The organism is Massilia sp. H6 (genome assembly GCF_024802625.1).
Classification (GTDB): domain Bacteria; phylum Pseudomonadota; class Gammaproteobacteria; order Burkholderiales; family Burkholderiaceae_D; genus Telluria.
This window is the reverse complement of record NZ_CP103371.1, coordinates 1,792,826-1,819,823: the sequence shown is the minus strand read 5'-3', so window position 1 is coordinate 1,819,823 and position 26,998 is coordinate 1,792,826. Positions and strand designations below refer to the sequence as shown.

Annotated in this window: 25 protein-coding genes; 13 read left to right on the top strand and 12 right to left on the bottom strand. The window is 64.1% G+C overall.

Going from position 1 to position 26,998, the window contains the following annotated elements; translation table 11 throughout:
• Positions 1–50: 50 nt before the first annotated feature.
• Positions 51–2,087 carry a TonB-dependent siderophore receptor gene (locus tag NRS07_RS08075; protein WP_259212386.1) on the bottom strand — a complete coding sequence of 679 codons (2,037 nt, stop codon included), beginning with the start codon at positions 2,085–2,087 and terminating at the stop codon, positions 51–53.
• Between the two features lie 196 nt (positions 2,088–2,283).
• Between NRS07_RS08075 and NRS07_RS08070 the strand changes: the two genes are divergently transcribed.
• Entirely contained in the window at positions 2,284–2,802 is a 519-nt protein-coding gene (locus tag NRS07_RS08070) for a peroxiredoxin (RefSeq protein WP_259212385.1), read from the top strand.
• An 83-nt stretch (positions 2,803–2,885) separates the two neighbouring features.
• Here the strand turns inward: NRS07_RS08070 and NRS07_RS08065 are convergent, their stop codons facing one another.
• From NRS07_RS08065 to NRS07_RS08050, 4 genes are all read right to left on the bottom strand, one after another.
• Positions 2,886–4,406, bottom strand: coding sequence for a BCCT family transporter (locus NRS07_RS08065; protein ID WP_259212384.1), 1,521 nt, complete (start codon positions 4,404–4,406; stop codon positions 2,886–2,888).
• A gap of 201 nt (positions 4,407–4,607) precedes the next feature.
• Entirely contained in the window at positions 4,608–4,922 is a 315-nt protein-coding gene (locus NRS07_RS08060; protein WP_259212382.1) for a hypothetical protein, read from the bottom strand.
• A gap of 143 nt (positions 4,923–5,065) precedes the next feature.
• Positions 5,066–6,433 carry an NAD-dependent succinate-semialdehyde dehydrogenase gene (locus tag NRS07_RS08055; RefSeq protein ID WP_259212380.1) on the bottom strand — a complete coding sequence of 456 codons (1,368 nt, stop codon included), beginning with the start codon at positions 6,431–6,433 and terminating at the stop codon, positions 5,066–5,068.
• Positions 6,434–6,455: 22 nt separating this feature from the next.
• On the bottom strand, positions 6,456–6,908 hold the full coding sequence (locus NRS07_RS08050) for a DUF6789 family protein (protein ID WP_259212378.1): 453 nt from the start codon (positions 6,906–6,908) through the stop codon (positions 6,456–6,458).
• Positions 6,909–7,158: 250 nt separating this feature from the next.
• Between NRS07_RS08050 and NRS07_RS08045 the strand changes: the two genes are divergently transcribed.
• Positions 7,159–7,707 (top strand): sigma-70 family RNA polymerase sigma factor, encoded by a 549-nt coding sequence (locus NRS07_RS08045; RefSeq protein ID WP_259213099.1) that lies wholly within the window; start codon positions 7,159–7,161, stop codon positions 7,705–7,707.
• Entirely contained in the window at positions 7,704–7,904 is a 201-nt protein-coding gene (locus tag NRS07_RS08040) for a zf-HC2 domain-containing protein (RefSeq protein ID WP_259212377.1), read from the top strand. Before NRS07_RS08045 ends, NRS07_RS08040 begins: the two co-directional genes overlap by 4 nt.
• Before the next feature lie 18 nt (positions 7,905–7,922).
• Here NRS07_RS08040 and NRS07_RS08035 read toward each other — a convergent pair whose 3' ends face one another.
• The 6 genes from NRS07_RS08035 to NRS07_RS08010 form a co-directional block, all read right to left on the bottom strand.
• Positions 7,923–8,252, bottom strand: a complete 330-nt coding sequence (locus NRS07_RS08035; RefSeq protein WP_259212375.1) for a four-helix bundle copper-binding protein — start codon at positions 8,250–8,252, stop codon at positions 7,923–7,925.
• A gap of 87 nt (positions 8,253–8,339) precedes the next feature.
• Positions 8,340–11,492, bottom strand: a complete 3,153-nt coding sequence (locus NRS07_RS08030) for an efflux RND transporter permease subunit (RefSeq protein WP_259212373.1) — start codon at positions 11,490–11,492, stop codon at positions 8,340–8,342.
• Positions 11,489–13,015: an efflux RND transporter periplasmic adaptor subunit gene (locus NRS07_RS08025; RefSeq protein WP_259212372.1), complete on the bottom strand. Its 1,527-nt coding sequence runs from the start codon at positions 13,013–13,015 to the stop codon at positions 11,489–11,491. Before NRS07_RS08025 ends, NRS07_RS08030 begins: the two co-directional genes overlap by 4 nt.
• Positions 13,012–14,286, bottom strand: coding sequence for a TolC family protein (locus NRS07_RS08020; RefSeq protein ID WP_259212371.1), 1,275 nt, complete (start codon positions 14,284–14,286; stop codon positions 13,012–13,014). Before NRS07_RS08020 ends, NRS07_RS08025 begins: the two co-directional genes overlap by 4 nt.
• A 102-nt stretch (positions 14,287–14,388) precedes the next feature.
• Entirely contained in the window at positions 14,389–15,798 is a 1,410-nt protein-coding gene (locus tag NRS07_RS08015; protein ID WP_259212370.1) for a heavy metal sensor histidine kinase, read from the bottom strand.
• Positions 15,795–16,469, bottom strand: a complete 675-nt coding sequence (locus NRS07_RS08010; RefSeq protein ID WP_259212369.1) for a heavy metal response regulator transcription factor — start codon at positions 16,467–16,469, stop codon at positions 15,795–15,797. Before NRS07_RS08010 ends, NRS07_RS08015 begins: the two co-directional genes overlap by 4 nt.
• Before the next feature lie 169 nt (positions 16,470–16,638).
• On the opposite strand from NRS07_RS08010, the gene NRS07_RS08005 reads away from it, so the two are divergent.
• Positions 16,639–16,941 (top strand): copper-binding protein, encoded by a 303-nt coding sequence (locus tag NRS07_RS08005; RefSeq protein ID WP_259212368.1) that lies wholly within the window; start codon positions 16,639–16,641, stop codon positions 16,939–16,941.
• Positions 16,942–16,985: 44 nt separating this feature from the next.
• On the opposite strand, the gene NRS07_RS08000 is transcribed toward NRS07_RS08005, so the two are convergent.
• Positions 16,986–17,426 carry a DUF302 domain-containing protein gene (locus NRS07_RS08000; RefSeq protein ID WP_259212367.1) on the bottom strand — a complete coding sequence of 147 codons (441 nt, stop codon included), beginning with the start codon at positions 17,424–17,426 and terminating at the stop codon, positions 16,986–16,988.
• A gap of 196 nt (positions 17,427–17,622) precedes the next feature.
• Between NRS07_RS08000 and NRS07_RS07995 the strand changes: the two genes are divergently transcribed.
• Genes NRS07_RS07995 through NRS07_RS07955 form a run of 9 tightly spaced genes read left to right on the top strand, consistent with a single transcriptional unit; the run spans position 17,623 to position 26,928 of the window.
• Positions 17,623–18,468: an MTAP family purine nucleoside phosphorylase gene (locus NRS07_RS07995; RefSeq protein ID WP_259212366.1), complete on the top strand. Its 846-nt coding sequence runs from the start codon at positions 17,623–17,625 to the stop codon at positions 18,466–18,468.
• A gap of 32 nt (positions 18,469–18,500) precedes the next feature.
• Complete coding sequence (arsS, locus tag NRS07_RS07990) at positions 18,501–19,463, top strand: arsenosugar biosynthesis radical SAM (seleno)protein ArsS (RefSeq protein WP_259212365.1); 963 nt, start codon at positions 18,501–18,503, stop codon at positions 19,461–19,463.
• Positions 19,460–21,619, top strand: a complete 2,160-nt coding sequence (locus NRS07_RS07985; RefSeq protein WP_259212364.1) for an FAD-dependent oxidoreductase — start codon at positions 19,460–19,462, stop codon at positions 21,617–21,619. The genes arsS and NRS07_RS07985 overlap by 4 nt, the downstream gene beginning before the upstream one ends.
• On the top strand, positions 21,616–22,311 hold the full coding sequence (locus NRS07_RS07980) for a TIGR04283 family arsenosugar biosynthesis glycosyltransferase (protein WP_259212363.1): 696 nt from the start codon (positions 21,616–21,618) through the stop codon (positions 22,309–22,311). Before NRS07_RS07985 ends, NRS07_RS07980 begins: the two co-directional genes overlap by 4 nt.
• Positions 22,308–22,922 carry a TIGR04282 family arsenosugar biosynthesis glycosyltransferase gene (locus NRS07_RS07975; protein WP_259212362.1) on the top strand — a complete coding sequence of 205 codons (615 nt, stop codon included), beginning with the start codon at positions 22,308–22,310 and terminating at the stop codon, positions 22,920–22,922. Before NRS07_RS07980 ends, NRS07_RS07975 begins: the two co-directional genes overlap by 4 nt.
• Positions 22,919–23,659, top strand: coding sequence for a DUF3047 domain-containing protein (locus NRS07_RS07970; protein WP_259212360.1), 741 nt, complete (start codon positions 22,919–22,921; stop codon positions 23,657–23,659). Before NRS07_RS07975 ends, NRS07_RS07970 begins: the two co-directional genes overlap by 4 nt.
• Complete coding sequence (locus NRS07_RS07965) at positions 23,656–24,783, top strand: FAD-dependent oxidoreductase (protein WP_259212359.1); 1,128 nt, start codon at positions 23,656–23,658, stop codon at positions 24,781–24,783. The genes NRS07_RS07970 and NRS07_RS07965 overlap by 4 nt, the downstream gene beginning before the upstream one ends.
• Positions 24,784–24,799: 16 nt before the next feature.
• Positions 24,800–25,837, top strand: coding sequence for a methyltransferase domain-containing protein (locus NRS07_RS07960; RefSeq protein WP_259212358.1), 1,038 nt, complete (start codon positions 24,800–24,802; stop codon positions 25,835–25,837).
• 5 nt (positions 25,838–25,842) lie between these two features.
• Positions 25,843–26,928 carry an inorganic phosphate transporter gene (locus NRS07_RS07955; RefSeq protein WP_259212357.1) on the top strand — a complete coding sequence of 362 codons (1,086 nt, stop codon included), beginning with the start codon at positions 25,843–25,845 and terminating at the stop codon, positions 26,926–26,928.
• Positions 26,929–26,998 lie beyond the last annotated feature (70 nt).

The window sequence follows — 26,998 nt, the reverse complement described above, 5'->3', positions numbered from 1 at the left end:
CAGAACGAGCAGGTTTATCCATTTGAACTTCGAACGAGAGCAAGACACGGTCAGAACCTGGCGGTGACCGTCATGCGCAGGCTACGACCATCCTGCCCGATTGCTCGCAGGCGGCGCGCCGGGCTACTGGCATCGTAATGCTCTTCACTGGCGACATGGGCGTAACGCTTGTCGAGCAGGTTGCGGATACCGAGCGACAATTCCAGGCGATTGCCGGGCAGTGCGCCGAGCAGCGTCGCATTGAGTAGACCAAAACCGCCAATCTCTTCATCAAGTGTGGTGCGCCGATCACTGGTGAGCTGGTACTCGAATGCGCCGCGCAAGCGGTCTCCGGCCAGCGGAGCAGAATAATGCAGTTTCAGCATGCGCCGCGGCGAATTGCTGAGCCACTCGCGCGTCTGCCCATCGCGTGCAGACTGGAAGCTGGCGCTGGCCTTGAGCATCGCTCCATGGTCGTAGCGCCACTCCGCCTCGAGCTCGGCACCGCGGGTGCGTGCGGCTTCGACATTCGAATAGTAAAGCAACAGATCGTCCGGATCGGTGGTCAGTGCAATCAAGTCGCGGAAACGATATTGGTAGACGGATGCGCTGGCACGGAACCGGTCGATGGGAAAATACTCGGCAATGAGCTCGTAGGTGCGGTTTCGTTCCGGTCGCAATCCTGGGTTGAGCTTGTAATTGAAGCCAGTAGCGTAATACCGCTCGTACGCATTGGGAGAACGGTACGCCTCCCCATACCCCCCCTTGAGGGTGAGTTCCGGAGTCATTTTGTAGAGCAATGCTGCGCGTGGACTGGCGATGTTGCCAGTTTCGGCGTCGTGGTCAAGGCGCAGGCCGGTGTTGAGCACGACATGCTCGCCCAGCCGCATCTCGTCTTGCACGTACACCCCAGCGCGATGCTTGGGTCGGTCGACACGCAGATGGGCAGTGTCGGAACCGGCATCGTAATTGTTGAGTGCCCGCCGGCTATCCCACAAGTATTCGGCTCCGGCGATCAGTTTATGACCGCGCAGGCCGGTACTCAGAAGGCGTAGTTCTGCGCTAGTGGTCTGGCTGTCGCCTTTATCGATATTGAGCGTCGCACCCTGATCGTAGACATATCTGCCCAGGTAATCGTAACGCGACACGCCTATGCTTCCAGAGAACTCGAGCGTCTCGGACAGCTTGGCCTGGTACGACAGCCTGGCCCCCATGTACGCGTCCTCGATACGGCTGCGTGGGTCGTTAAATACCTGTCCATACGACGCGGTAGGCGTGCCTTTGAGGCGGCGCGAATACCAGGCCTGCGCCGCCAGGCCACGCAAAGTGAGTTTGGTGAACAGGCGCCGGTAGCGCAGGTCGTCCAGGCCTTGCGCGATTCCATGATGGCTCGACGGGCTATCGAATTCCGGGAAGTACAAGTCCTTGCCCGCCGCGCTGTATTGCGAGGCGGCCAGCAATAGGCCAAGGTCGCCGCTACGCCAGGTTGTATGCACCCTCGCCTGCTTGCCCCCCGCACTCGATCTACCGGCACTCACGGCCGTGCCGGAACTGGCGATGCCTTTGGTGATGACGTTGATCACGCCGAAAAAGGCGCTACTGCCGTACAGCGCCGAGCCGGGGCCGGCCACAAATTCGACCCGTTCGATCGAGTCGACGTCGAGCGGAAACTCGGTGCCGACGGCGCCCTGGTCAAACACCACATCATTGAGCCGCTGGCCATCGATCAGGACCAGCAACCGGGTATTGAAGTCGCCGGGACGCCCCACCCCGCGGGTACCGACATAGTGATAGTTACGGTCATAGCTGACATAGATACCGCGAACGCTTTCCATGATTTCTGCCAGCGTTCGGTGACCGAAATGCCTGATGTCTTCCGCCGTGATCACGGTGACCGAGGTTGGCGCTTCGCTTAATTTTTGCGGAATCCTCGATGCGGTCACGACCTCCAGATTAAGTAATTGCTCGAATGGAATTTCCGTGAGGTCTTGCGGTTCGTTTGCGCGCGCTGCAGCGTGCAAGCCAATGCCGGCAAGGCAAGCCACGAGCATACGATAAGAAGAGAAACCACCATAAAACTTCATATAAATCTCGAGTAATTGACGCAAGGCAACATTAGCTTAGGGAGTTGTGTCTGTTACGTCAATGCCAGCGAAGTTTATTAAGCGAATGTGTGGTTTCGCAGCGACTTGCCAATCATATGCATCCGTTCGCATACGCACCGACCATGGCGGCTTTTGTCATGAAACTGGTATCCCTACTCGGTCACGCACATTCGCGGCTCCGGATATTTGAAAGGTAAAAATGATGAGTAATACCAAAATGCGTGCAGGTGCAGTTTTTCCAGAAATGCAATGGGACGCCGTTGGTGGCGGCAAGGTCGATCCGATGAGCCAGTCGGGGTGGCGCGCCCTGATCATCTACCGTGGCCAGCACTGCCCAATCTGCAAGAGTTATCTCGATCAGCTCGAAAAGCTGCAGGGCCAGTTCAAGGATACCGGCGTGGCGGTCTTCGCGGTATCGGCCGATACGCAGGAAAAAGCCGAGAAGCAGGCGGCAGAATGCGGCTGGACCTTTCCAATCGGCTATGGCCTGTCGATCCCGCAAATGCGTGAACTCGGCTTGTATGTCTCCGATCCACGCTCGCCCGAAGAAACCGATCGCCAGTTTTCGGAACCGGCGCTATTTGTGATCAATCCGCAGAATGAAGCCCAGATCATCGACGTGTCGAACGCACCCTTCGCCCGGCCAGATCTCGAGTCGCTGCTCAAGGGCTTGCAGTTTATTATCGGAAAATCGTATCCCATTCGCGGCACTGCCTGATCTCTTGCGCACTACCGGCGGGGCCTGACATCTGAATCAGGCCTCGCCTTCAAGCTACCGGCCACTACTACCGGCCGGTCATCTTACTTTTCCCCGACAATTTCTCGCATGCGCCGGCGCAGTTCGCGCTCGCGGCGCACTTCAACGGCCCAGTCCTCGCGCAAGCCGCGCCACAGCGAGACGACCATCAAGACGATCACCAGGGCGAATGGCAGGGCAAACACAATCGTCGCCGTCTGAACCGCCTTGAGTCCGCCTGCGATGAGCAGACTGATGGCAATGCCGGCAATCAAGGCTCCCCAGATCAGCTTGATCTTGTTGGGCGGGTTAGGATCGCCTTTCGTGCTCATCATGCTCAGCACCAGCACCGCGGAATCGCCCGAGGTGATAAAGAAGACCAGCACCAGCACGGTGGCGACGATGGACATGATCGTGCCATAAGGCATGACGCTGAACATCGAGAACAAGGCAGTGGCCACATCGGCTTTTACTGCTGCCGCAATCGGCACTTGCTGCCAGATTTCCATGTAGAGCGCAGTGCCGCCAAAGATCGAGAACCAGATAAATGCCGCGAGCGATGGCGCCAGTACGGTGCCGAGGATGAACTCCCTGATCGTGCGTCCGCGCGAGACGCGGGCGATGAACAAACCGACGAACGGCGACCAGGAAATCCACCAGGCCCAGTAGAAGACCGTCCAGTTGCCAACCCACGAACTATCGCGGAACGGCGTGGCGCGCAAGCTCATGCGAACGATGTCGCTCAGGTAGCTACCCAGCGTGTTCGACAGCGTATCGATAATCGCTACCGTCGGTCCCAGGATGAATACTGCCAGTGCAAGCATGCAAGCCAGCACCATGTTGAAGTTGGATAAGTAGCGAATGCCGCGGGTAACACCGGTCACGGCCGAGATCATGAAGACGGCGGCAGTAACGACAATAATCCCGACCTGCCAGGGCACGCCCACCTCGGCACCGAACACGGCGCCCAGCCCGTTGTTGATTTGCAGTGCCCCCATGCCGAGCGAAGCAGCCACCCCGAAGGCGGTCGCCACCACGGCCAATCCATTGAACAGACCGGACATGCGCCGCACCGGCGCCCAGGGCGATGCCTCGGTCACGGTACTGATCAGGGCCGCGCCATTGCGCCGGTACTGGAAGAAGGCAATCGACAAGGCCACGATGCTGTAGACGGCCCAGGGATGCACGCCCCAGTGGAAGAATACATAACGCAGCGCCGCATTGGCCGCCTCCGGCGTGCCGGCCGTGATACCTGGTGGCGGCGTGCCGTAGTGTGATATCGGCTCGGCCACGCCCCAGAACACCAGGCCGATGCCCATGCCGGCGGCAAACAGCATGGCGAACCAGCTGCCGAGCTTGAATTCTGGCTCCTCGTCTTCACCACCCAGTCTGAGCCCACCATAACGGCTGAACACCAGTATGCCGGCGCAGATCACCAGTCCGAGAACGACCCACAAGTACAACCAGCCGAAATTGTGCGAAATCGTCGCCAGCAGGTAGTCAAAGACCGACGCCATGCTCGCAGGAGAGAAAATTCCCCAAATCACAATGAGCAGAATAAATCCTGCGGACAAAAACATTTGCATATATTTCTCTTTAAAGACTGGACCCGGACCAGGCCTTGCCTCGGCTGGCATGCCCAGTTGGCGGGGAGTGGATGGATCAATGACCGAGTGGCACGCTCAATGCGATACGGCTCACCTGTCTGGCGAGCCGTTCGCGTGCCCGGGCAGCCGTGCCAGGCCTTGCGCCGGTGAGTGTCTCCGGCACGAAGATGACGGCTGGTTTTACTTGCCCATGCCGTCAGATTTCATCTTTTCATGATGACCCATCGGCATGTCTTTGTGCTTATTATCCATTTTTTTCTTCATCATCATGTGCATTTCTTTGACGTCGACCATCCCGGCCGCGTTCTTTTTCATCTGCATGTACATCGTTTCGTGCGCCTTCATGAACTCGTCTTTCGAGATCATGCCGTCGCCATTGGTGTCCATCATTTTCATTTTGTCCATGGCCATATCGGACTTTTCGTGATGGGCCGCCATGCTCGCGCCGCTTGCAGTCAGTACAGCGACGGCCAGAACTAAGAATTTATGCTTCATGAGAACTCCTGTTGAGGTAAATTAAACGGCTGATAATGATCGCAAGCAGCAGCCAAGGTTGTCACTGCTACATGTTTCTTAGCTTACGCTGAAACCTGCAGGGCAGGCGCACACCACCGGCGCGCGCGCCCTGCCCTGCCATGTCAGGCAACCCGGATCAGTTTTTTATTGACGAATTCCTGGATGCCGGCGCACGACAATTCTCGGCCGTAGCCAGAATGCTTGACGCCGCCAAACGGCAGATCCGGTTTCGATACGGCCGCGCTGTTGATGAACACCATGCCGGTATCGATGCGGCGCGCCAGGCGTTTGCCGCGCTCGATGTCCTCGGTGAACACCGTGCCGCCCAGGCCGAAGGGCGAATCGTTGGCCAGCGCCACCGCCGCGTCTTCGTCCGCCACCCGGAAGAACAGGGCAACCGGCCCGAAAAATTCTTCTTTGTAAGCTGGATTGGATGGATCGATATCGGTCAGGATGGTCGGCTGCATGAACGCGCCCTCGCCCGGGATGCGCTCGCCTCCGATGACCACGCGCGCACCACTGGCAACGGCGCGCTCGACCTGCTCGACAAGATTATCCAGCGCTTGCGCCGACGACAGGGGCGCCATTGTCGTGTCCGGATCGAGCGGATCGCCAGCACTGAACTTACCTAGCGCTTGCTGGAACTTTTCAAGGAATTGGTCAGCCAGTGCATCGAGCACGATAAAGCGCTTCGATGCCGTGCAGGCCTGGCCCGAATTGCCCATGCGCCCCGCTACGGCGCTCTTGACGGCCTTCTCGAGGTTGGCATCGTCGAGCACGATGAACGCATCGCTGCCGCCCAGTTCGAGCGTGCTCTTCTTGAGTTTCTCTCCGGCGCGCGCTGCCACCACGGCCCCGGCCGCCTCGCTGCCGGTGAGGGCGACGCCGCGGATGCGCGGGTCGTCGATCAGCTGGCTGATCTGATCTTTGGAAATGAACAGATTGCTGTACGCGCCTTCTGGTGCGCCGGCGTCGGCCAGGCATTGTGCAAACGCCAGCGCGCATTGCGGCACACTCGAAGAATGCTTGACCATCACAACATTGCCGGCCATGAGATTAGGAGCGGCAAAGCGCGCGATCTGGTAGTACGGATAGTTCCAGGGCTCGATGCCGAGCAAGACGCCAACCGGGCAGCTTTCGACGACGGCCTTGCCATTGGTCGACTCCAGCGGCTCAGGCGCCAGGAAAGACTCGGCATGGTCGGCGTAGTAGTCGAGAATGGCCGCGCTCAGCGCTACTTCGCCGGCGCTTTGCGCGATCAGCTTGCCCATTTCGAGGGTAATCAGTTTAGCGAGCTCGTCCGAGCGCTCACGCATCAGCGCGGCGGCGCGCTTGACGACGGCGGCACGCTCACCAAAACTGCGCGCGCGCCAGTCCTGCTCGAAACAGCGCTGCGCCGCCTGTACCGTGCTTTCGAGCTGCTTGGCGTCGAGTTCTTCGAAACTGCCGAGCGTCTCGCCGTTGTAGGGATTGATACTGTTGTAAGCCATGCTTATCCTTTCAAGATGTGGTTCAGTGAACTGCGGCAGGGCCTCTGGCCGCCGCCGTGGTCAGCCGGTCATAGGTCCAGCCCAGCACGGCGCCGAATATCAGGTGCAGGATCAGGGTCATCACCGGGGCCATGATGCCCATGTTCATGCCAAAGAACCCAGCACCGGCCATCGGCATCAGCATGACCATCATGATGATCCAGCCGATAAAGCCGATCAGCAGGCCGGTACTGACGGCCGACTTGCCGAGCGCCGGCCTGGCAACCAGGGCGATCGCCGCGCCATACCCCAGCACGCCGATCATGACGTGTACCAGCCAGCCAATGGCCGGCGAGTCGGGCGCTCCCATCATTCCGGCGATCATCTTCGGCAGGTTTAGCTCGGGCATGATCCCCATTACCTGTTTCATGACCATCAACACTGACAGCACCGCGGTCGCGGCCAGGCCAGCGACAAATCCTTTTGCAATCGACATCGGGGTCTCCTTTTTTTTAGTTCAAGATTGTCATCATATGCCGTGTCGCCGATGTGCATTGCACGATAGGATGCATCGGCGCCCCCCCCATGAATCGAGGCCAGGATGTGCCCCTGCGGCCGCCGGTTAAAATAGCGTTTCCCCGCAACGGGCGAGCAGCGGACGCTTGCCTACCTTGAGCTTGCTTATGCCGATACCCAGCCCGACCACCCTGCCGGACGTAACGCCGGTTTCCTGGTCCGACGCCAGCATGGTGCAACTGCGCCGCGACATGCTGCGTTTTGCCCGTCTCCAGCTGCGCAACGATGAACTGGCCGAGGATGCAGTCCAGGAAGCACTGGCGGCCGCATTTTCTGCCAGCGGCGGCTTCGAACACCGCGCGTCGATGAAAACCTGGGTATTTTCTATCTTGAAGAACAAGATCGTGGATATGCTCAGGGATCGCTGGAACAAGAACAGGATCGACCTGGCCGAGCATGCCGATGAGGACGATTTCGATGTTCTGTTTCGCAAGGATGCGCACTGGCGGCGCGAGGAGAAACCGGCATCCTGGGGCAATCCTGAGCAGACCCTGGCCGACCGCCAGTTCTGGGACGTCTTTGAAGCTTGCATGGACAATTTGCCCGAGGCAATGGCGCGCGTTTTCTCGATGCGCGAATTTCTCGGCCTCGAAGCCGACGACATCTGTAAGGAACTCGGCATCAGCGCGTCTAACTGCTGGGTGATACTGCATCGTGCGCGCATGCAGCTTCGACTATGCCTGCAGCAGCGCTGGTTTGGAAAGGATGCACACACATGATGTCTTGCAAGCAGATGACTGGCCTGATTTCGCAAAGCCTGGACCGTGAGCTCACTACCCGCGAACGCCTGTCGATGCGGTTTCACCTGATGCTATGCGAGGGTTGCACCAATTATCGGGACAACCTGCAGTTCTTGCACGAGGCCTGCCAGGGCCTGACTGGAGACGCCGGCGACAGCGCCTCCAGTCCCGATTGAACGAAAGGCGTGCCAGGTTTACGCGCGCACCATCTGGCGGCAGGCGGCGGCGCACTTGCGGCAGGCAGCGGCGCAGTCCTGGCAATGCTGCATCTGGTGCTTGCCGCACTCATCCGCGCACATGTCGCACAATGAGGCGCAGGCTTCGCACACCAGTTCTGCCGCTTCGCTACCACGCGCCATCATGCCCGCCGCCAGCCTGCACAACTGCGCGCAATCAATGTCCATGGCAATGCAGCGCGCCATCGCCTTGACATCGTCTTCTTGCAGGCAAGATGAGGCGCACACATCGCAGGCAAGGGCGCAATCGTTGCACGCCTCGATACAGTCTTCGTATTGCTGATCCATGGTGTTCTCCTGAAAGTAAGTGAGCGTCCCTGACTGGCATCCCCAAGCCGTGGCGGTACGTATGCCGCGCCGGTCGATCTTACCGTATCAATCTTGCAGCGCCGCGCCCTGCTGCTCCCGGCAAGCCTTTCTTCGCATGAGCAGATACACCGCCGGCACCACGAACAGCGATAGCAGCGGCGCGGTGATCATGCCGCCTACCATAGGCGCGGCAATACGCTGCATGATCTCGGAGCCGGGCCCGCTTGCGGTCAATACCGGCACCAGGCCGGCGACGATCACGGCCACCGTCATCGCTTTCGGACGCACGCGCAGCACCGCGCCCTCGCGGATCGCCTCGACCAGGTCGGCTTGCGACACACGCCCGGCAGCGATCCGCTCGTCCCAGGCATGTTTCAGGTAAAGCAGCATGATCACCCCGAACTCGGCCGCCAGGCCGGCCAGGGCGACGAAGCCGACGGCACTGGCCACCGACACATGGTGGCCGAGCGCCCACAGCAGCCAGATGCCGCCGACCAAAGCAAACGGCAGGGTCGCCATGATGAGCGCGGCTTCGTCGATACGCCCGAACGTCAGGTACAGCAGCACGAAAATGATCAAGAGCGTTGCCGGCACCACGACCTTGAGCCTGCTGGTGGCGCGCTCCATGTATTCGAACTGTCCGGACCATGCAATCGAGTACGCGGCAGGCAGGTCGACTTGCGCCGCTACCGCGCGCTGCATCTCCTGCACCACCGAACGCAGATCGCGTCCGCGGATGTCAACGTAGACCCAGCCGGACAGGCGCGCATTTTCACTGCGTAGCATGGGCGGGCCGTCGCTGATGCGGATACGCGCCACATCGCCCAGCACGATCTGGGTCCCGCGCGCCGTCAGAACCGGCAACTGGCGCAGTTTTTCCACGGAGTCCCGATATTCGCGCGGATAGCGCAGGTTGATCGGGAAGCGCTGCAAGCCTTCGATGGTTTCCCCGATGTTGTCGCCTCCGATCGCTGCCGACACGATGCCCTGCAGGGCGCGAATCGACAGGCCATGGCGCGCCGCGCTGGTGCGGTCGAGGTCGATGTCGATGTAGCGCCCGCCGCCAAGGCGCTCGGCCAGCGCCGAAGAGACCCCCGGGACAGACTTGACGACGCGCTCGATGTCGCTGGCGATGCGGTCGATGGTCTGCAGGTCGGCGCCGGCGACCTTTACACCCACCGGACTCTTGATGCCGGTGGCGAGCATGTCGATCCGGTTGCGGATCGGCGGCACCCAGATATTCGACAAGCCCGGCACCTGGACTGCACGGTCGAGTTCCTCGACCAGTTTCTCCGGCGTCATGCCCGCTCGCCACTGGTCGCGCGGCTTGAACTGGATGGTGGTCTCGAACATTTCGAGCGGCGCCGGATCGGTGGCGGTATCGGCCCGCCCGGCCTTGCCGAATACGCTGTGCACTTCGGGCACCGTCTTGATCAGGCGGTCGGTTTGCTGCAGCAACTGCACCACTTTACCGGTCGCCAGGCCCGGCAGCGCGGTAGGCATGTACAGCAGATCGCCTTCGTCCAGCGGCGGCATGAATTCGCCGCCCAGGCGGGTAATGGGCACGATGGTGATGGCGATGATCAGCGCAGCCAGCACCAGGGTCAGTTTCGGGTGCCGCAGCACGCGCTCGAGCAGGGGCCGGTAAGCGGCAATCAGCCAGCGATTGAGCGGGTTTTTTTCCTCGGCAGGAATGCGCCCGCGTATCAGGTAACCCATCAGAACCGGTATCAGCGTCACGGCGAGCACCGCGGCCGCGGCCATGGCATAGGTCTTGGTAAATGCCAACGGCGCGAACAGCCGCCCCTCCTGGGCTTCGAGCGTGAATACCGGGATAAAAGACAGCACGATAATCAAGAGCGAGAAGAACAGCGCCGGACCGACCTGGACCGCGGCCTCGCCAATGACCTGCCAGCGCGCCTCGCCGCGCAACTGCTCGCCAGGATGGGCGCGATGCCAGGCTTCGAGGTGCTTGTGTGCATTTTCGATCATGACCACGGCGGCATCGACCATCGCGCCGACGGCAATGGCAATTCCTCCCAGCGACATGATGTTGGCATTGACACCCTGATAGTGCATGACGATGAAAGAAATCAAAATACCGACTGGCAAAGTCACGACCGCGACCAGTGCCGAGCGCACATGGAACAGGAACACCGCGCAAACCACGGCCACGACGATGAATTCTTCGATCAGCTTGTTACGCAGGTTCGCTACCGCACCCTTGATCAGGCGCGAGCGGTCGTAGGTGGTCACGATTTCTACACCTGCCGGCAAGCTTTTTTGGAGCAACTGAAGCTTGGCCTTGACCGCATCGATGGTGTCGAGCGCGTTTTTCCCGGAGCGCATCACGATAATGCCGCCTGCCACTTCTCCTTCGCCATTAAGCTCCGCAATGCCGCGCCGCATTTCCGGCCCCAGTCCGATGCGCGCCACGTCGCCCAGCAGCACCGGTACCCCAGCGTTTGACACCGTCAAGGGAATCTTGCGAAAATCGTCGAGCGACTGCAAGAAGCCGCTGGCGCGCACCATGTACTCGGCTTCGCCCAGTTCGAGTACGCCGCCGCCGGCTTCCTGGTTGGCGTTCTCGACCGCCTCGATCGCCATCGCGTGCGTGATCTGATAGGCGCGCATCTTGTCCGGATCGAGCACGATCTGGTATTGCCGCACCATGCCGCCCAGGCTGGCCACTTCGGCCACATTGGCCACGGTCTTGAGTTCATACTTGAGGAACCAGTCTTGCAGCGCGCGCAGTTGCGACAGGTCGTGCCTGCCGCTGCGATCGACCAGGGCGTATTCGTACACCCAGCCGACGCCGCTGGCGTCTGGCCCCAGCGCCGGCTTGGCCTGGTCTGGCAGCCTCGACTGTACCTGGTTCAGGTATTCCAGCACCCGCGACCGGGCCCAATAAGGATCGGTGCCATCCTCGAACAGGATGTACACGAACGAGTCGCCAAAAAACGAGTAGCCGCGCACGGTGACGGCGCCCGGCACCGACAGCATGGTCGTCGTGAGCGGGTAGGTCACCTGGTTTTCGACGATCTGCGGCGCCTGTCCGGGGAACGGGGTGCGGATGATCACCTGAACGTCCGACAAGTCGGGCAATGCATCGAGCGCGGTACGCTGCAGCGACCAGATGCCCCAGGCAGTCACGGCCAGGGTAGCGAGCAGCACCAGGAAACGGTTGACGATCGACCAGCGAATCATGCTGGCGATCATTGCGGCGCCTTCTTGTCATCCGGCCGTGCCGGCGGCATCGGGGTGATGGCAACGATCTTGTACGTGCCGTCCTTGGCAAGCTCGAACGAGAAGCTGACCGTGTCGCCAACGGCCAGGCCCGCAGGCAAGGTGGCGGCGCCAATGCTGAACCCCATCGTCATGGGCGGCCATTGCATGCTCGGGATCGGGCCGTGGGAAAGAGTGACTTCGTCCTGATCGATCCGCTCGATCTTGCCTTCGCCGCGATGTGTTGTCGCGCCCTTGTCCGCAGGCGCGGCCGGCGCCGGAGCGGCGCGCGTCTGGGTCGCGCGCAGGCTCGCTTCCGAGTCGATCAAGAACTGACCGGAGACTACAACTTCCTGACCTTCCTGCAAGCCTTCCAGGATCTCGGTGCGCCCATCGGCCTCGACCCCGGCCCGGACCTCGACCGGCCGGAATTTGCCGTCGCCCAAAGCCAGCATCACGACGCTGCGCTTGCCGGTCTGGATCAGCGCTTCGGATGGGATGGTCAGCACGGCGGCCCGGGCCGCGGGCGTAAAGTGGACGCTGGCGAACATTCCCGGCACCAGCCGCTGGCCTGGGTTGGCTATTTCCACGCGCGCCTGCAGGGTGCGCGTGGCCGGGTCGACCCGTGGCAGGAGGGTGCTGACTTTTCCCTTGAACAGCATGTCAGGCAAGGCCGGCGCGCGCGCCTCCACGGCGTTGCCCGGTTGCACCTGGGCCGCCAGCGTTTCTGGAATGTCGGCAACGATCCAGACCGTGCTCAAGCCATTGATGCGAAACAGGGGGGCGCCGTTGCTCACCGTCATCCCCTCGCGCGCTGTCAACTCCGCTATCACGCCCGCGATCGGTGCGGTGACGGTGATGCGGGCCTGCACCCGGCCGCGTGCTTCGACCTGGCGAATATGGGCGTCGGTCATCCCCGCCAGGCGCATGCGTTGTCGGGCCGCGTCGACCAGGCCCGCGGGAGCGCCATCGCCCATGCGCCTGGCAGCGAGGAACTCTTCTTGCGCCGCCACCCAGTCCGGGACGTACAGCGCCGCCAGCGCCTGGCCTTTCCTGACCGGATCGAGCGGCGCGCGCACGAACAGCTGTTCGACAAAACCGCTGGCGCGCGCTTGCACCAGGGCGACGTCGCGCTCGTTGTAGGCGACGCTGCCGACGGCGGAAAGTTCAGGCGCAAAGCTGTCCATCCGCGCCTTGGCCACGCGCATGCCGAGGTTTTGCTGGAGATGCGGGCTGATCGTCACCGTCCCGCTGTTGCCATCGCCGGCAGCGTCGTCGTATACGGGAACCAGCTGCATGTCCATGAAGGGCGACTTGCCTGGCTTGTCGAACCGCTGCCCGGGAACCATGGGGTCGTGCCAGTACAGCACCTTGCGCTCGCCAGCTGCGGCGCCCGGCTCGGCGGCAGGCGCCGCCATGCCCATCCCGCGGTGCATGCCCAGCCAATATAATCCAGCGCCGCCCCCTGCAACCAGGGCGGCCAGGCCCAAGGCCAGCACCCGCTGCTTCGAGGTCATCGTCCCTCCTTGCGCGTAGCCGGCACCAGGTAGGCAAGCTGCGCCCATAGCCTGGCCGCCTCGAGTTCTAGCTGCACCGCCTGCAGGCGGGCATCGGTCGCGCCGCGGCTGGCCGCCAGCACCGCGTCGAGCCGGCTGGCGCCGCCGCGGTAGGCCGCCATCTCTGCATCGACGCGCGAGCGCGCCAGCGGCACCAGCACCGTCTCGAAGCGCGCCAGGCGCTCGCGGTAAGTCGTCCATTCATTGGCCAGGTCTTGTACCGCGGCCACCTGCGCACGCAAGGCGTCGTCCCGTTCGGCGCCCAGGCCGTCGAGCTGGGCATGGCGCGCCGCGAGTTCACGATCCTGGCGCTTTCCACGGTTCCACTGCAGCGGCAGCGACAAGCCGACCGATACCATGTTCGAATAGTTCGACCCGCGCTGCAAAAAAGCCAGTTCGACGCTCCAGTCGGCTTTGCGGTTGGCACGCGCCAGCCCGGTTTCAAGCGCGGCGACCTCGATCTGTTTGTCCAGTATCGCCAGCTCGGGCAAGCGCTGCACTTGCGTTTCCAGCCGCGCCAGGTCGAACGGGATTGCCGCCATGTCCGGCGCGGCGCCCAGCGGCAGGTGCGCTGACGCGCCGATCCAGCGTTCGAGGGCGATGGTGGCCGCGCGCACGCGGCCCCGGATATCGCTGGCGCGGTCTTCGAGCAGCGCCAGGCTGGCGTGGGCGCCCAAGACCTCGGCTTGCTTGTTGCGTCCGCCACGATAGCCAGCCTCGACGGCCTTGATTTCCTCAGCTGCCAGCGTCACCTGCTCTGCGATCAGCGCCGCCATCCGTTCAGTGTAGAAGCGCTCGAGCCAGGCCAGCGCGGTATCGCGCGCGATCACTGCTGCGACCGCGGTCTTTTCCACACCGGCAAGCTCGGCCTCGCGCTCGAAGCGCTGCGACTGCAGCTGGCGCTTCTCGGCCCGCGGCAGTTCTTGCATGACAGCAATCCGGCGCATGGTCATGAAGTCGCCGCCCAGGCTCCAGCGTTGCGGCCCGTCGACCGGCAAGCTCTCGATGCCGAACTTGAGCACCGGGTCGGGCAGCTGCCCGGCGACCACTGCCCTGTCGCGCGCCGCGCTGGCGGCATGATCCTTGGCCACGAGCTGGCGCGAACGGTCAACGGCGCGCTGCTGCGCCGCCTGCAAGCTCAGGACAGGATCGCCCGCCGCTTGCGCCAGAGAGGGGCCGCCCAGCGCCAGGGCAGCCAGGACCAGCAGCGGCAATCTACAAGACTTCTTCATGGCGGCGTCAACTTCGGTTGGAGGCAGGTATGCCGGTGGGGGAAGCTGGCAATCGTACAACAGGCCGGCTTTCACGATTCTGACGCCCGGATGACGAAATTGTCATCCAGGCCGAGGGCGCGCGTGCGCCAGGGGAAAGCTCAGCGTCAATATGGTACGCCCGTCCACGCCGCTGGCGACGGCTGCCCGTCCACCGTGCAGGGACATGATGGCCGCGACAATCGACAGGCCCAGGCCGGTCCCGCCCGCTTCTCGCGAACGTGCCGAATCGGCCCGGTAGAAGCGGTCGAACAAGCGTGGCAGGTGCTCGGCCGGGATCGGCTGGCCGCAGTTGATCACCCGCAGTTCGACGCAATCGGCTACGCTGCCGACGACGATATCGACGACGCTGTCGGGCGCGCCGTAGCGCACCGCGTTCGACAGCAGGTTCGTGATGGCGCGGTCCACCAGGCCAAGATCGGCCCATACCGTGCCCTCGCCCTGGATTCGGAATACCATGTTGCGCTCTTGCGCCAGCAGCCCGATGTAGTCGGCGATTTTCTTCGCTTCCTGCGTCAGGTCGACAGCGACGGCGTGCAGCTGCGCGCTGGGGGCGTCCGCTTGCGCCAGGAACAGCATGTCGGCGACGATCCGGGTCAGGCGCTCGAGCTCCTCGACATTGTCTGCCAACAGCTGGATCAGTTGTTCATGGCTGCGCGGTTGGGATAGCACCGATTGGGTTCGCCCCAGCAAGGTTGCCAGCGGGGTACGCATTTCGTGCGCCAGGTCGCCCGAAAACTGCGACAGGCGCTCGATGCCATCTTCCAGGCGATCGAGCATGCCGTTGAATGCCTGGCATAGCGGCATCAGCTCGAGCGGCATGCCGGCAGGATCAATCCGCTTTGGAATGTTTTTTGCCGAAAGCACGACGGCTGCCTCGCGCAGGCGGTTCAGCGGGCGCAGCCCGACGTTGACGATCAGCCAGGCGCCGAACGACACCAGCGCCAGCGCGAACGGCGCCGCGCTTAAGGCGACGCGCAGGAAATTCGACAATACTTCGGCGTCGCTGCTGCGATCGGCCGTGAGCATGAGCACGTAATCGTCGCCGTTGCGCACCGAACTGAGGGTGACCACGGATAACATCGGCGCCCCGCCCGGCATGCTATTCCAGTCAAGAAAGGCATCCGGGCCCCAGGTATCGCTGCGCAGCCGCGCCAGCGATTGCACGCTTACCGGACTGAACGCGACCAGCGCGGCGTAGTCTGCCGGCCGCGCCACGGCGGCGTGCATGCCTTCATGCCTGCCCACCAGATCGGCGAGGCGGTGGGCCGACTGCCCGATCGTCGCGAGGCTGTCGGCATTGCCCAGCACCTGGCGCGCCTCGGCCAGCGTCGAGGTGAGCTGCTGGCGTCGTTGCTGTTCCAGTTTGCTGGCGATAGTAAAGTAGGAAAACGCCAGGATCGCCACCGCCTGCACCAGCCCGAGCAGTCCGACAAGCAAGGCCAGCTGCGACCTGAGACTGCGCAGGATCATGCGCGCAGCCCGAACACATACCCCACCCCGCGCACGGTATGAATCAGCTTGACCGGATAGGGATCGTCGATCTTGGCGCGCAGGCGCTTGATGGCGACGTCGATGATGTTGGTATCGGAATCAAAGTTGATGTCCCACACTTGGGACGCAATTTGCGTGCGCGACAGCACTTCGCCGCCACGATGCATCAGGAATACCAGCAGTGCCAGTTCCTTCGCCGACAGGTCAACTGGATTGCCCGCACGCACGGCCCGGTGCCGGATGGGATCGACTTCAAGGTCGGCCGCGCGCAGCACCGGATCGGCCGACATCGGCTGTCCGCGCTTGAGCAGCGCGCGCACGCGCGCCAGCAATTCCGGAAACTGGAACGGCTTGACCAGGTAATCGTCGGCGCCAAGGTCGAAACCCTTGACTTTCTCATGCGTCTCGCCGCGGGCCGAGAGCATCAGCACCGGGGTCTGTTTTACCGTGCGCAAGGCCGACAGCAGCGCAAAGCCGTCCACGCCCGGCAGCATGACATCGAGCAGCACGAGTTGATGGTCGCCCTCGACGGCAAGATGCAGCCCATCGATGCCGTTCAAGGCGGTCTCGACGCTGTAACCATGCTCGACCAGCCCCTGCGCCAGGTACTCGGCCGCACGCGGCTCGTCTTCGACTATCAGTATTTTCATTCGTTCCCTGGAAATCGTTCGGCCCTGCCAGCGCCGGCGCGGGCGGCTGTAGATGACCAGATTGTCATTCAGCCGTCACCGCCGCGTCAGACGGGCAGCGCTAGAATGACCCCATCGACTGGCCGGTGCCGGCCAAATACTTGCATACTTTCAATAAAGGAAGCCACACATGAAACCTCTTTATCGCTTCATGCTCATCGCCGCCCTTGCAGCGCCAGCTACCGTCACGCTCGCGCAAGGCGCCAAGACCGAAGTGTTGCACAAGACCGCTGCCGTGGTGAAATCTGCCGACCGCGACAGCGGCAAGGTCACACTTGCCCACGGACCAATCAAGAGCTTGCAATGGCCGTCGATGACGATGGCCTTCCTGGTCAAGGACAAATCCCTGTTCGACAAGCTCGTCGTGGGCAAGCAAGTCGACGTGGCGCTGGTCCAGGACGGGTCGAACTATGTCGTCACGGCGGTGAAATAAGTAACTGGCATAAGCAACTGGCAAAAGCGACTGGCCGGCCGCTGTCAACGACTGGCGGATTCCATCAGGGTGCGCACCCCGGCCAGCGGTTTCACGAGCTCATCGCTCAGTCCGAAGCGCTCTTGCAGCCAGGCAGGATCGTTGTAGCTCACCCAGACTTTCCCAGCCGCATCTTCCCACACCAGCGCCTTGAGTGGCAGGTCGATGCCCGCCTGCGGTGCGGCCTGCATGATTGGCGTGCCCGACACCGGATTGCCAAACACCAGCAGCTGGGCTGGCCGCATCGTCAAGCCGGCCTTGCGCGCCTGCTGTGCATGATCGATCTTGGCGAACACCGTCATCCCTTTTGCCTTGAGCGCCGCCTCGAGACGCGCCACGGTGTCGCCGGTACTGAAGCGGCTGGCAGTTGAGATGACACCGTTATCGGCGCCCAGGACCGTCGCGTTCGACGTCAGCAGCAGAAGTGCAAACAATATTTTCTTCATCAACGACTCCAGGATTAAACGCAACATTGCGTGTAAATTAAGCATACATCCATGTTGATGGCGGCGGCGCCACCGGCGGCAGTCGCCCGATTTTTGCTTTTTTCGCAAAATGTTGTAAGAAAAGCGGATGGGAGACGACTAAGCCTGGTGACGCTGCCATGCGCAGCAACCGACCTGTTTATTGAGGAAACAAAAGATGCTTGCAATCATAGGTGGCACCGGACTGGCAGCGCTCGACGCGCTCGAAGTGACACACGTCAGCCGGCCCGCGACCCCGTTCGGACTACCGTCGTCCGACATCGTGCACGGGCGCCTGGCTAACCAGGACGTGCTGTTCTTGTCGCGCCATGGCGCCCAGCACCAGTTCTTGCCGCACGAAGTCAATTACCGCGCAAACATCTTTGCCCTCAAGGCGCTCGGCGCCACCCAGATCGTCGGCGTGTCCGCCGTCGGCAGCCTGTCCGAACCGATCGAACCAGGCCAATTGGCCATTCCCAGCCAGTATTTCGACTGGACCCGCGGACGCCGCGCGCCGACCTTCTTTGGCGACGGCATCGCGGTGCACGTGTCGACCGCCAACCCGGTCAGCGACAACCTGGTGCAATGGATCGCGCGCCACGCCGCCGCCCTCGACATGGCGCTCCATACCGGCGTGACCTATGCCTGCGTCGAAGGCCCCCGGCTCGGCACCCGGGCCGAGAGCCATTTCCTGCGCCAGGCCGGCTGCCACCTGGTCGGCATGACGAATGTGCCCGAAGTGTTCCTGGCGCGCGAGGCGCAGATCTGCTACGCCACGATTGGCATCGCCACCGATTACGACTGCTGGATGGACGACCCGGCAAAGCATGTGCAGGCCACCGAGATCTTTGGCCTGTATCGCAGCAGCCTGGCGCGCGTCCAGCGCCTGCTGCAGGCCATGCTGGCCGACCAGCGTCCCGCCGAGGAGGCCGATATCCGGGGCGCACTGGCCTATGCCATGCTCACGCCCGATAGCGCGCTCTCTGACGAGCAGCGCACCTGGATGTCGGTGCTGCGCCGCTGATCCTTCCCCTGTTTCCATCGATCGGACCCATCATGCACGCCACCTACCCACTGTTACGCAAGACTGATTTTCCGGCATTGCGGCGCCGCGCACTCGACACCTTGCAGGTGAACCTGGGCTATTTGTGCAACCAGTCCTGCCTGCATTGCCATGTCAACGCCGGGCCCAACCGCAAGGAGCTGATGGACCGCGACAATATCGACGCGGTGCTGGCGGTGCTGGCGGCGAAAAAACTCCATACCCTGGACCTGACCGGCGGCGCACCGGAAATGAATCCGCTGTTCGGCTACCTGGTGGAGCAGGCCCGCGCGCTCGGCGTACGGGTGATCGACCGCTGCAACCTGACCATCCTGTCCGAACCCGGCTACGAGCACCTGGCCGGTTTCCTGGCGGCCAACCGGGTCGAGGTATGCGCCTCGCTGCCCTGCTATTCACAGGAAAACGTCGACAAGCAGCGCGGCGACGGCGTTTTCGAGCGCAGCATTGGCGCCTTGCAGGCGCTTAACGCGCTCGGCTATGGCAAGCCCGGCACTGGTTTGGTGCTGAACCTGGTCTTCAATCCGCAGGGCGCAGTGCTGCCGCCCGGCCAGCAGCAGCTCGAAGCGGCCTACAAGCAAGAACTTGCCGAGCATTTCGGCATCGTCTTCAATGAACTGTTCGTGATCGTGAATATGCCGATCCAGCGCTTCGGCTCCACCCTGGTGTCGAAAGGCCAGTTTACTGGCTATATGGACTTGCTCAAGGCCAATTACCTGGAACAGAATCTGGACAGCGTCATGTGCCGCAGCCTGGTCAGCGTCGACTGGCAAGGCTTCTTGTACGACTGCGACTTCAACCAGATGCTGGGCATGCGCGCGCCCATCGGCGCCGGGGGCCGCCCGCACTTGCGCGATCTGCTGCGCGAGGAAGTCGAGGGCTTGCCGATTGCCATCGCCGACCATTGCTATGGCTGCACGGCCGGCCAGGGCAGCAGCTGCGGCGGTGCACTGGCATGATCGGGCGCAAACAACTCATTTTCATTGCCTTGCTGGTGGCCGCGATCGGCGCCTATTTCGCCTTCGATCTCGGCCAGTATTTCACGCTCGAGTTCCTGAAAGCGCGCCAGCAGGCATTCCAGGCCTATTACGACGCCAACCCGGTGCGCGCCATCGGCGTCTTTTTCGGGCTATACGTGCTCGTGACCGCGCTCTCGCTGCCAGGCGCGGCGCTCATGACCCTGGCCGGCGGCGCACTATTTGGCCTGGGCGCCGGCACCCTGATCGTCTCTTTCGCCTCTGCCATCGGCGCCACGCTCGCCTTTTTTGTGTCGCGCTACTTTCTGCGCGACTGGACGCGCCAACATTTCCGCAGCCAGGCCGACGCCATCGACAAGAATGTCGCCAGGGATGGCGCTTTTTACCTGCTGACCTTGCGCCTGGTGCCACTGTTTCCGTTTTTCCTGACCAACCTGGTGGTGGCCTTGACCTCGATCCGGGCCTGGACCTATTACTGGGTCAGCCAGCTCGGCATGCTGCCGGGCACCATCGCCTACGTCAACGCCGGCACCCAGCTGGCCGGTATCGACAGCCTGGCCGGCATCCTTTCGCCCGCCGTGCTCGCCTCTTTTGCCGTGCTCGGGCTGCTGCCGATCGTGGCCAAGTTCGGGCTTGGCATGGTCAGAACGCGCAAGCTTTACCGCGGCTGGAAGAAACCCGCTGCCTTCGACTACAACCTGGTCGTCATCGGCGCCGGCGCAGCCGGACTGGTTACGTCCTACATTGGCGCTGCGGTGAAAGCCAAGGTAGCGCTGGTCGAAGCGGGCAAGATGGGTGGCGACTGCCTCAATACCGGCTGCGTGCCTTCCAAGGCGCTGATCCGCAGCGCCGCCTTCGTCAGCCAGGCCAGGCGTGCCGACAGCTTCGGCGTTGGCGCGCTCGACCCACAGGTCGACTTCGGCGCCGTCATGGCGCGCGTGCAGCGCGTTGTCGCGCGCATCGCGCCCAACGATTCGGTCGCACGCTATACCGGGCTTGGGGTCGACGTGGTGCAGGGCAAGGCCACCATCGTCTCGCCATGGGAAGTCGAGGTCGATGGCCGCCGCCTGCGCACCCGCTCGATCGTGATCGCCAGCGGCGCCCAGGCCATGGTGCCGCCGATTCCCGGCCTGAAAGAGACCGGTTTCTATACTTCGGACTCGCTGTGGGAGCTCACTGCCCTGCCCGAGCGGCTGATCGTGCTCGGCGGCGGGCCGATCGGCTCCGAACTGGCCCAGGCCTTTGCCCGCCTCGGTTCGACGGTCATGCAGGTCGAACGCGGCGAGCGCATCCTGCCCCGCGAGGACGTGGATGTGGCGCAGGCGGTGGCCACGGCCATGCAGGGCGATGGCGTGCGCATCCTGCCCGGTCACGAAGCAGTTCGCTGCATCCAGGATGAAAACGGCAAGCGCCTGCTGGTGCGCCACGCCCAGGGCGAGAGCGAACTGCCCTTCGACGCCCTGCTGTGCGCGGTTGGCCGGGTGGCCCGCACCGAGGGCTTCGGGCTGGAAGCGCTCGGTATCGCCCTGACAGCGAAGAAAACCGTCGATACCGACGAGTTCCTGCAGACGCGCTTTCCGAACATCTATGCCTGCGGCGATGTGGCCGGTCCTTACCAGTTCACTCACACTGCCGCGCACCAGGCCTGGTATGCGGCCGTTAACAGCCTGTTTGGCGTGGTCAAGCGATTCAAGGCCGATTACCGTGTCATTCCGTGGTGTACCTTCACTGCCCCCGAGGCGGCGCGGGTCGGCTTGTCCGAGGACGAAGCGCGCGAGCAGGAGGTCGAGGTCGAGGTGACGCGCTACGATATCGGCGAACTCGATCGGGCAATCACCGACGGCGCCGAGCGCGGCTTCGTCAAGGTATTGACCAAGAAGGGTAGCGACAAGATTCTGGGAGTGGCCATCGTGGCCGATCACGCCGGCGAGATGCTGGCCGAATATGTGCTGGCGATGAAGCACAACATCGGCCTGAACAAGATCCTCGGCACCATCCATGTCTACCCGACCATGTCGGAAGCCAACAAATACGCCGCGGGCGCCTGGAAGCGCGCCCATGCGCCCGAACGCCTGCTGGCCCTGGCGCGGCGCTTCCACAGCTGGCGCCGTGGTCACGGACTCGGCGGCGACGCATGAGTGCCAGGCACGCACCCCGCCTGTCGATCATCGTGCCGGCCCTGAACGAAGCGGCTGGCATCGAAGCTTGCCTGCTAGCGCTGGCGCCGCTGCGCCAACGCGGCGTGGAGGTGATCGTCGCCGACGGCGGCAGCAGCGACGCCACCGCCGTGCTGGCCGCGCCGCTGGCCGACCAGGTGCTGGCCAGCGCGCGCGGGCGCGCGCTGCAGATGCAGGCCGGGGCGCGCGCCGCGCGCGGCGCCGTGCTGCTGTTCCTGCATGCCGACACCTTGTTGCCAGAAAATGCCGACCGCCTGATTCTCGACGGCCTGGCGCCTGGCGCGCATGTGTGGGGGCGCTTCGACGTGCGCATCAGCGGGCGCGCGCCGATGCTGCGCGTGGTCGGCGCCTTCATTAACCTGCGCTCGCGCCTGAGCGGCATCGCCACCGGCGACCAGGCCATGTTCGCCACCCGGGCCGCCTACCAGGACGCCGGCGGTTTCCCGGCGCAACCCCTGATGGAAGACATCGAATTGTCGCGACGCCTGAAACGGCTGTCCTCCCCCCTGTGCCTGGCCGCGCGCGTGACGACCTCGGGACGGCGATGGGAAACCAATGGGCTGTGGCGCACCATCTTGCTGATGTGGCGCCTGCGCCTGCAATACTGGCTCGGCGCCAGCCCCGAACTGCTTGCACAACGATACCGCCGATGACATCCGACTGCCTCCTGATTATTTTCGCCAAGGCGCCTGTGGCTGGCTACGCCAAGACGCGCCTGGCCGCAAGACTCGGTCCCGACGGCGCGGCGCGCCTGGCCGCGCGCATGCTCGAGCACACGCTCGAGGCAGCGCGGGCCGCCGCGCTCGGCCCGATCGAGCTGTGCTGCGCACCGGATACCGGGCATCCGCAGTTTGCGCTGGCGCACCAGCGCCATGCTGTTCACCTGAGCGACCAGGGCGAAGGCGATCTTGGCCAGCGCATGGCGCGCGCGAGCGCACGCGGCCTGGAACGGCACCGCTCGGTGATCCTTATCGGCACCGATGCGCCCGGCCTGGACGCCGGCGTGCTGCGCCAGGCCGGCGCCAGCCTGCGCACCCACGATGTGGTGGCCGCGCCGGCCAGCGACGGCGGCTATGTGCTCATCGGCTTGTCGGTGCCGGCGCCCGGACTGTTCGCCGACGTGGCCTGGAGCACCGACGCGGTCATGGCGCAGACCCGCGCCCGCGCCGACACCCTGGGCCTGCGCCTGCTCGAACTGGCGACGCTGCACGATGTCGACGAACCGGCCGACCTGGTGCACCTACCGTCCGGGTGGCTGCCATGATGCGCGTGCCGAGGGCACTGGCACTGGTGCTGGGGTGCTGCGTGGGGGCCGGCGCCGCCGCCCAGCCGGCCGTGCCGCCCTTCTCGCAGATGACCGTGGGCGGCCCGATCGAGCACTGGCGGCCGATGCGGCCCGCGCCGAAAGCGGCCGACACCCGCTACAGCCTGGTCGCCGATGGCGGCGCGCCGGTACTGCGGGCCGAGGCCGACAACGCCATGTCGGCGCTGACCTATACAGTGCGGGTCGACACGCGCCGCTTCCCCTTGCTGCGCTGGCGCTGGAAAATTGCCGCGCCAGTTGCCGGCGCCGACATGACCAGCAAGGCGGGCGACGATTACGCGGCGCGCGTGTATGTGCTGTTCGACTACCCGCGCGCGCGCCTGTCGCTGTCGACCCGGCTCGGCATGGCGGTGGCCGAATCGGTCTATCGGCAGTCGATCCCGACAGCGGCCCTGAATTATGTCTGGGACAACCGCCAGCCGGTCGGCACCATTCGTGCCAACGCCTATACCGACCGCGCACGCATGCTGGTGGTACGCAGCGGCAGCGCCGGACAAGGACAGTGGCACACCGAGACACGCGACCTGCGCGCCGATTTCCGCGCCGCCTTTGGCGAAGAAGCACCCGATGTGGTCGGCCTGGCGCTGGCCACCGACACCGACAACACCAAGGGCCGGGCATTGGCCTGGTTCGGCGATATCGAATTCTTGCCGGCCTCCGGCCCGTCGTCGCCATGAAGCGCCTGCTACTCATCGGCGCTGGCCATGCGCATGCGCAAGTGCTGCGCGACCTGTGCACGCGCGCAAGTAGCGATCTCGAGGTCACCCTGGTGTCGCCCGCGTCCCTGGCCCCGTATTCCGGCATGGTGCCGGGATGGATGGCCGGGCACTACGACTGGGACGAGTGCTGCATCGACGCCGAACAGCTGTGCCGCGCCGCCGGCGCGCGCTTCGTGCGCGGCCTGGCCAGCGCCATCGACGCCGACGCCCGGACGGTGCAACTGGCCGACGGCGCGCGCCTGCCCTACGACCTCCTGTCGCTCGATATCGGCTCGACCGCCCTGCCGCTGGCCGGCGCCGGCACCCCGCTGGTGGCGATGCGGCCGCTGGAGCGGCTCGAGGCGCACTGGGAAAGGCTGCGCCACCAGGTGCAGGCGCTGCCGGCCGGCGCCCGGTTGCGGGTGGTGATGGTCGGCGCCGGCGCGGCGGGGATCGAAGCCTTGCTGGCCGTGCGCCACCAACTGGCCGCCTGGGCGCCAGCGGTCGGTCTCGACTGCGTGCTGGCCACCAGCGGCGCGGGCCTGTTGCCGGCGCTGGCCGCACGCGCGGCCAGGCTGGTGCAGCGCCACCTGCGCGCCCATGATATCGAGGTCGTGCGCGGCTTCGAAGCGGCTGAAGTCGACGCCATGGGGGTGCGCGGATGCGACGGCCGCCGGCTGGACGCCGACGTCGTGCTGTGGGCCACCGGCGCTGCGCCCCACGCCTGGCCGGGCGCGGCCGGACTAGCACTCGACGAAGCCGGTTTCATCCGTGTCGATGCGACCTTGCGCTCGGTATCGCATCCGGACATATTTGCCGCCGGCGACTGCGCCGGGCTGCCGGCGCCGGTGCCGAAAGCCGGCGTCTTCGCCGTACGCATGGGGCCGGTTCTGGCGCACAACCTGCACGCAGCATTGCATGAGCTGCCGCTCGCGCCTTACCGGCCGCAGCGGCGCAACCTGTTCTTGCTCGGCACCGGCGCTCGCCACGCGATCGCCGCCTGGGGGCCGTTCGCATGGCAGGGAAAATGGGTATGGCGCTGGAAGGAGCGGATCGACCGCCGCTTCCTCGCCCGTTACAACGGCGGGCCACGGCCCGCATGATCACACAGGAGACAACATGCACGACATCGTCCAGCAATACTACGGCCACACCCTGCAGTCCACTGCCGATCTCCAGACCAGCGCCTGCTGCGATATCAGCGCCGTGCCCGGCTGGTTGAAACCGCTGCTGGCGCGGATCCACCCGGAAGTCATGGAGCGCTACTACGGCTGCGGCCTGGTATGCCCGCCGCTACTCGAAGGCTGCCGCATCCTCGACCTCGGCTGCGGTTCGGGGCGCGACGTGTACGCGCTGTCGCAGCTGGCCGGCGCCAGCGGCGAAGTGGTCGGGGTCGACATGACCGAGGAGCAGCTGGCAGTGGCCCAGCGCCACACCGGTTACCACCGCGACAGCGTTGGCTACGACAACGTGCGCTTCCTGCACGGCTATATCGAGCGCCTCGACGAACTCGGCCTGGAAGCGGCGAGCTTCGACGTGATTGTTTCCAACTGCGTGGTCAACCTCTCGCCCGACAAGGCGGCCGTGCTGCGCGGCGTGCAGCACCTGCTCAAACCCGGCGGCGAGTTCTATTTTTCCGACGTCTACGCCGACCGCCGGGTGCCGGCAGCGGTACGCGACGACCCGCTCCTGTATGGCGAATGCCTGGGCGGCGCCCTGTACTGGAACGATTTTCTCACCCTGGCCAAGCAGCATGGCTTCGACGATCCGCGCCTGCTCGAAGACCGGCCCCTGGTTGTCACCAATCCGGCGCTGGCCGAACGGACCGGCGGCGTCGGCTTTTATTCGGCCACCTACCGCCTGTTCAAGCTGGCCGGCCTGGAACCTGCCTGCGAAGACTATGGCCAGGCCGTCGTCTACCGTGGCAGCATTCCCGGCCAGGCGCAGCACTTTACACTCGACAAGCATCACCGGATCGAGACCGGGCGCGTGTTCCCGGTATGCGGCAACACCTGGCGCATGCTGCACGACACCCGCCTGCACGGGCATTTCGATTTCATTGGCGACTTCAGCCGGCACTACGGCCTGTTCCCGGGCTGCGGCGGCGAACTCCCCTTTGACGGCCCGGACGCGGCCTCCGCCGCGCCCTGCTGCTAAGCGCCATGGAGTACGCCTTCGTTCTGGTGGTCGTTTTGCTTGCCTTCGGCAACGGCGCCAACGACAACTTCAAGGGGTTTGCCACCGTCTGGGGCGCCGACACGCTCACTTATCGCCAGGCGCTGACCCTGGCGACGGTGGCCACCGTCGCGGGCAGCATCGCCTCGCTTTACCTCGCCGACGGCCTGGTGAAACAATTCTCGGGACGCGGGCTGGTGCCGGACGCGATCGCGGCGGCGCCCTGGTTCATCCAGAGTGTCGCGGCAGGCGCGGCGCTGACCATCCTGGTGGCGACCCGGGCCGGATTTCCGGTCTCGACAACCCATGCGCTGATCGGCGGCCTGATCGGGGCCGGACTGGCCGCGCCGGCAGGCGCGGTTGCGCTGGCACGCCTGGGCTCGAGCTTCTTCTTGCCACTGTTACTCAGTCCGCTGCTGGCCGCCGCACTCGGGCTGCTGGCCTACCGCGGCATTGGCCGCCGCCTGGCCGACAAGGACTGCCTGTGCCTGGTGCCGGGCGCGCCCCAGCCGGCACCCGGCGGCGCCATCGCCATGCAGGGCGCCTTGCCGGCACCGGCCAGACTGGTGATGGGCGAACAAGGCAGCTGCGACGCGCTGCCGGCACCGGCGCGCATCGGGCTGCGCGCCGGTGCCCACCTGGTGCATGTCTCGTCGGCGACCCTGATCTGCTTTGCACGCAGCGTCAACGACACGCCCAAGCTGGCCGCGCTGCTGCTGGCGGCCAGCGTCACTGGCGCGCGCGACTCGATGCTCATCATTGCCGTGGCGATGGCCGCCGGCGGCCTGCTGTACGCGCGCCGGGTCGCACAAACCATGAGCAAGCGCCTGGCGCGCCTGGACAATGCGCAGGGCACCACGGCCAACCTGATCACCGCTGGCATGGTACTGCTCGCCAGCAGTGTCGCGCTGCCGGTATCGACCACCCATGTGGCCGTCGGTGCCATTGCCGGCGTTGGCACGGGCGCCGCGACGATCGACCGCGCGACCCTGAAAAACGTGCTGTTGTCATGGGTGGTGACGCTGCCGCTGGCTGCGATCGTTGCGTTTATCGCTGCGCTGAGCTTGCGCTAGGGGGCTCGCGGGCCTATCGAAAAACATTGCCATAGATCCAGATGGGCCTCATCATCATGTTTATAGATTA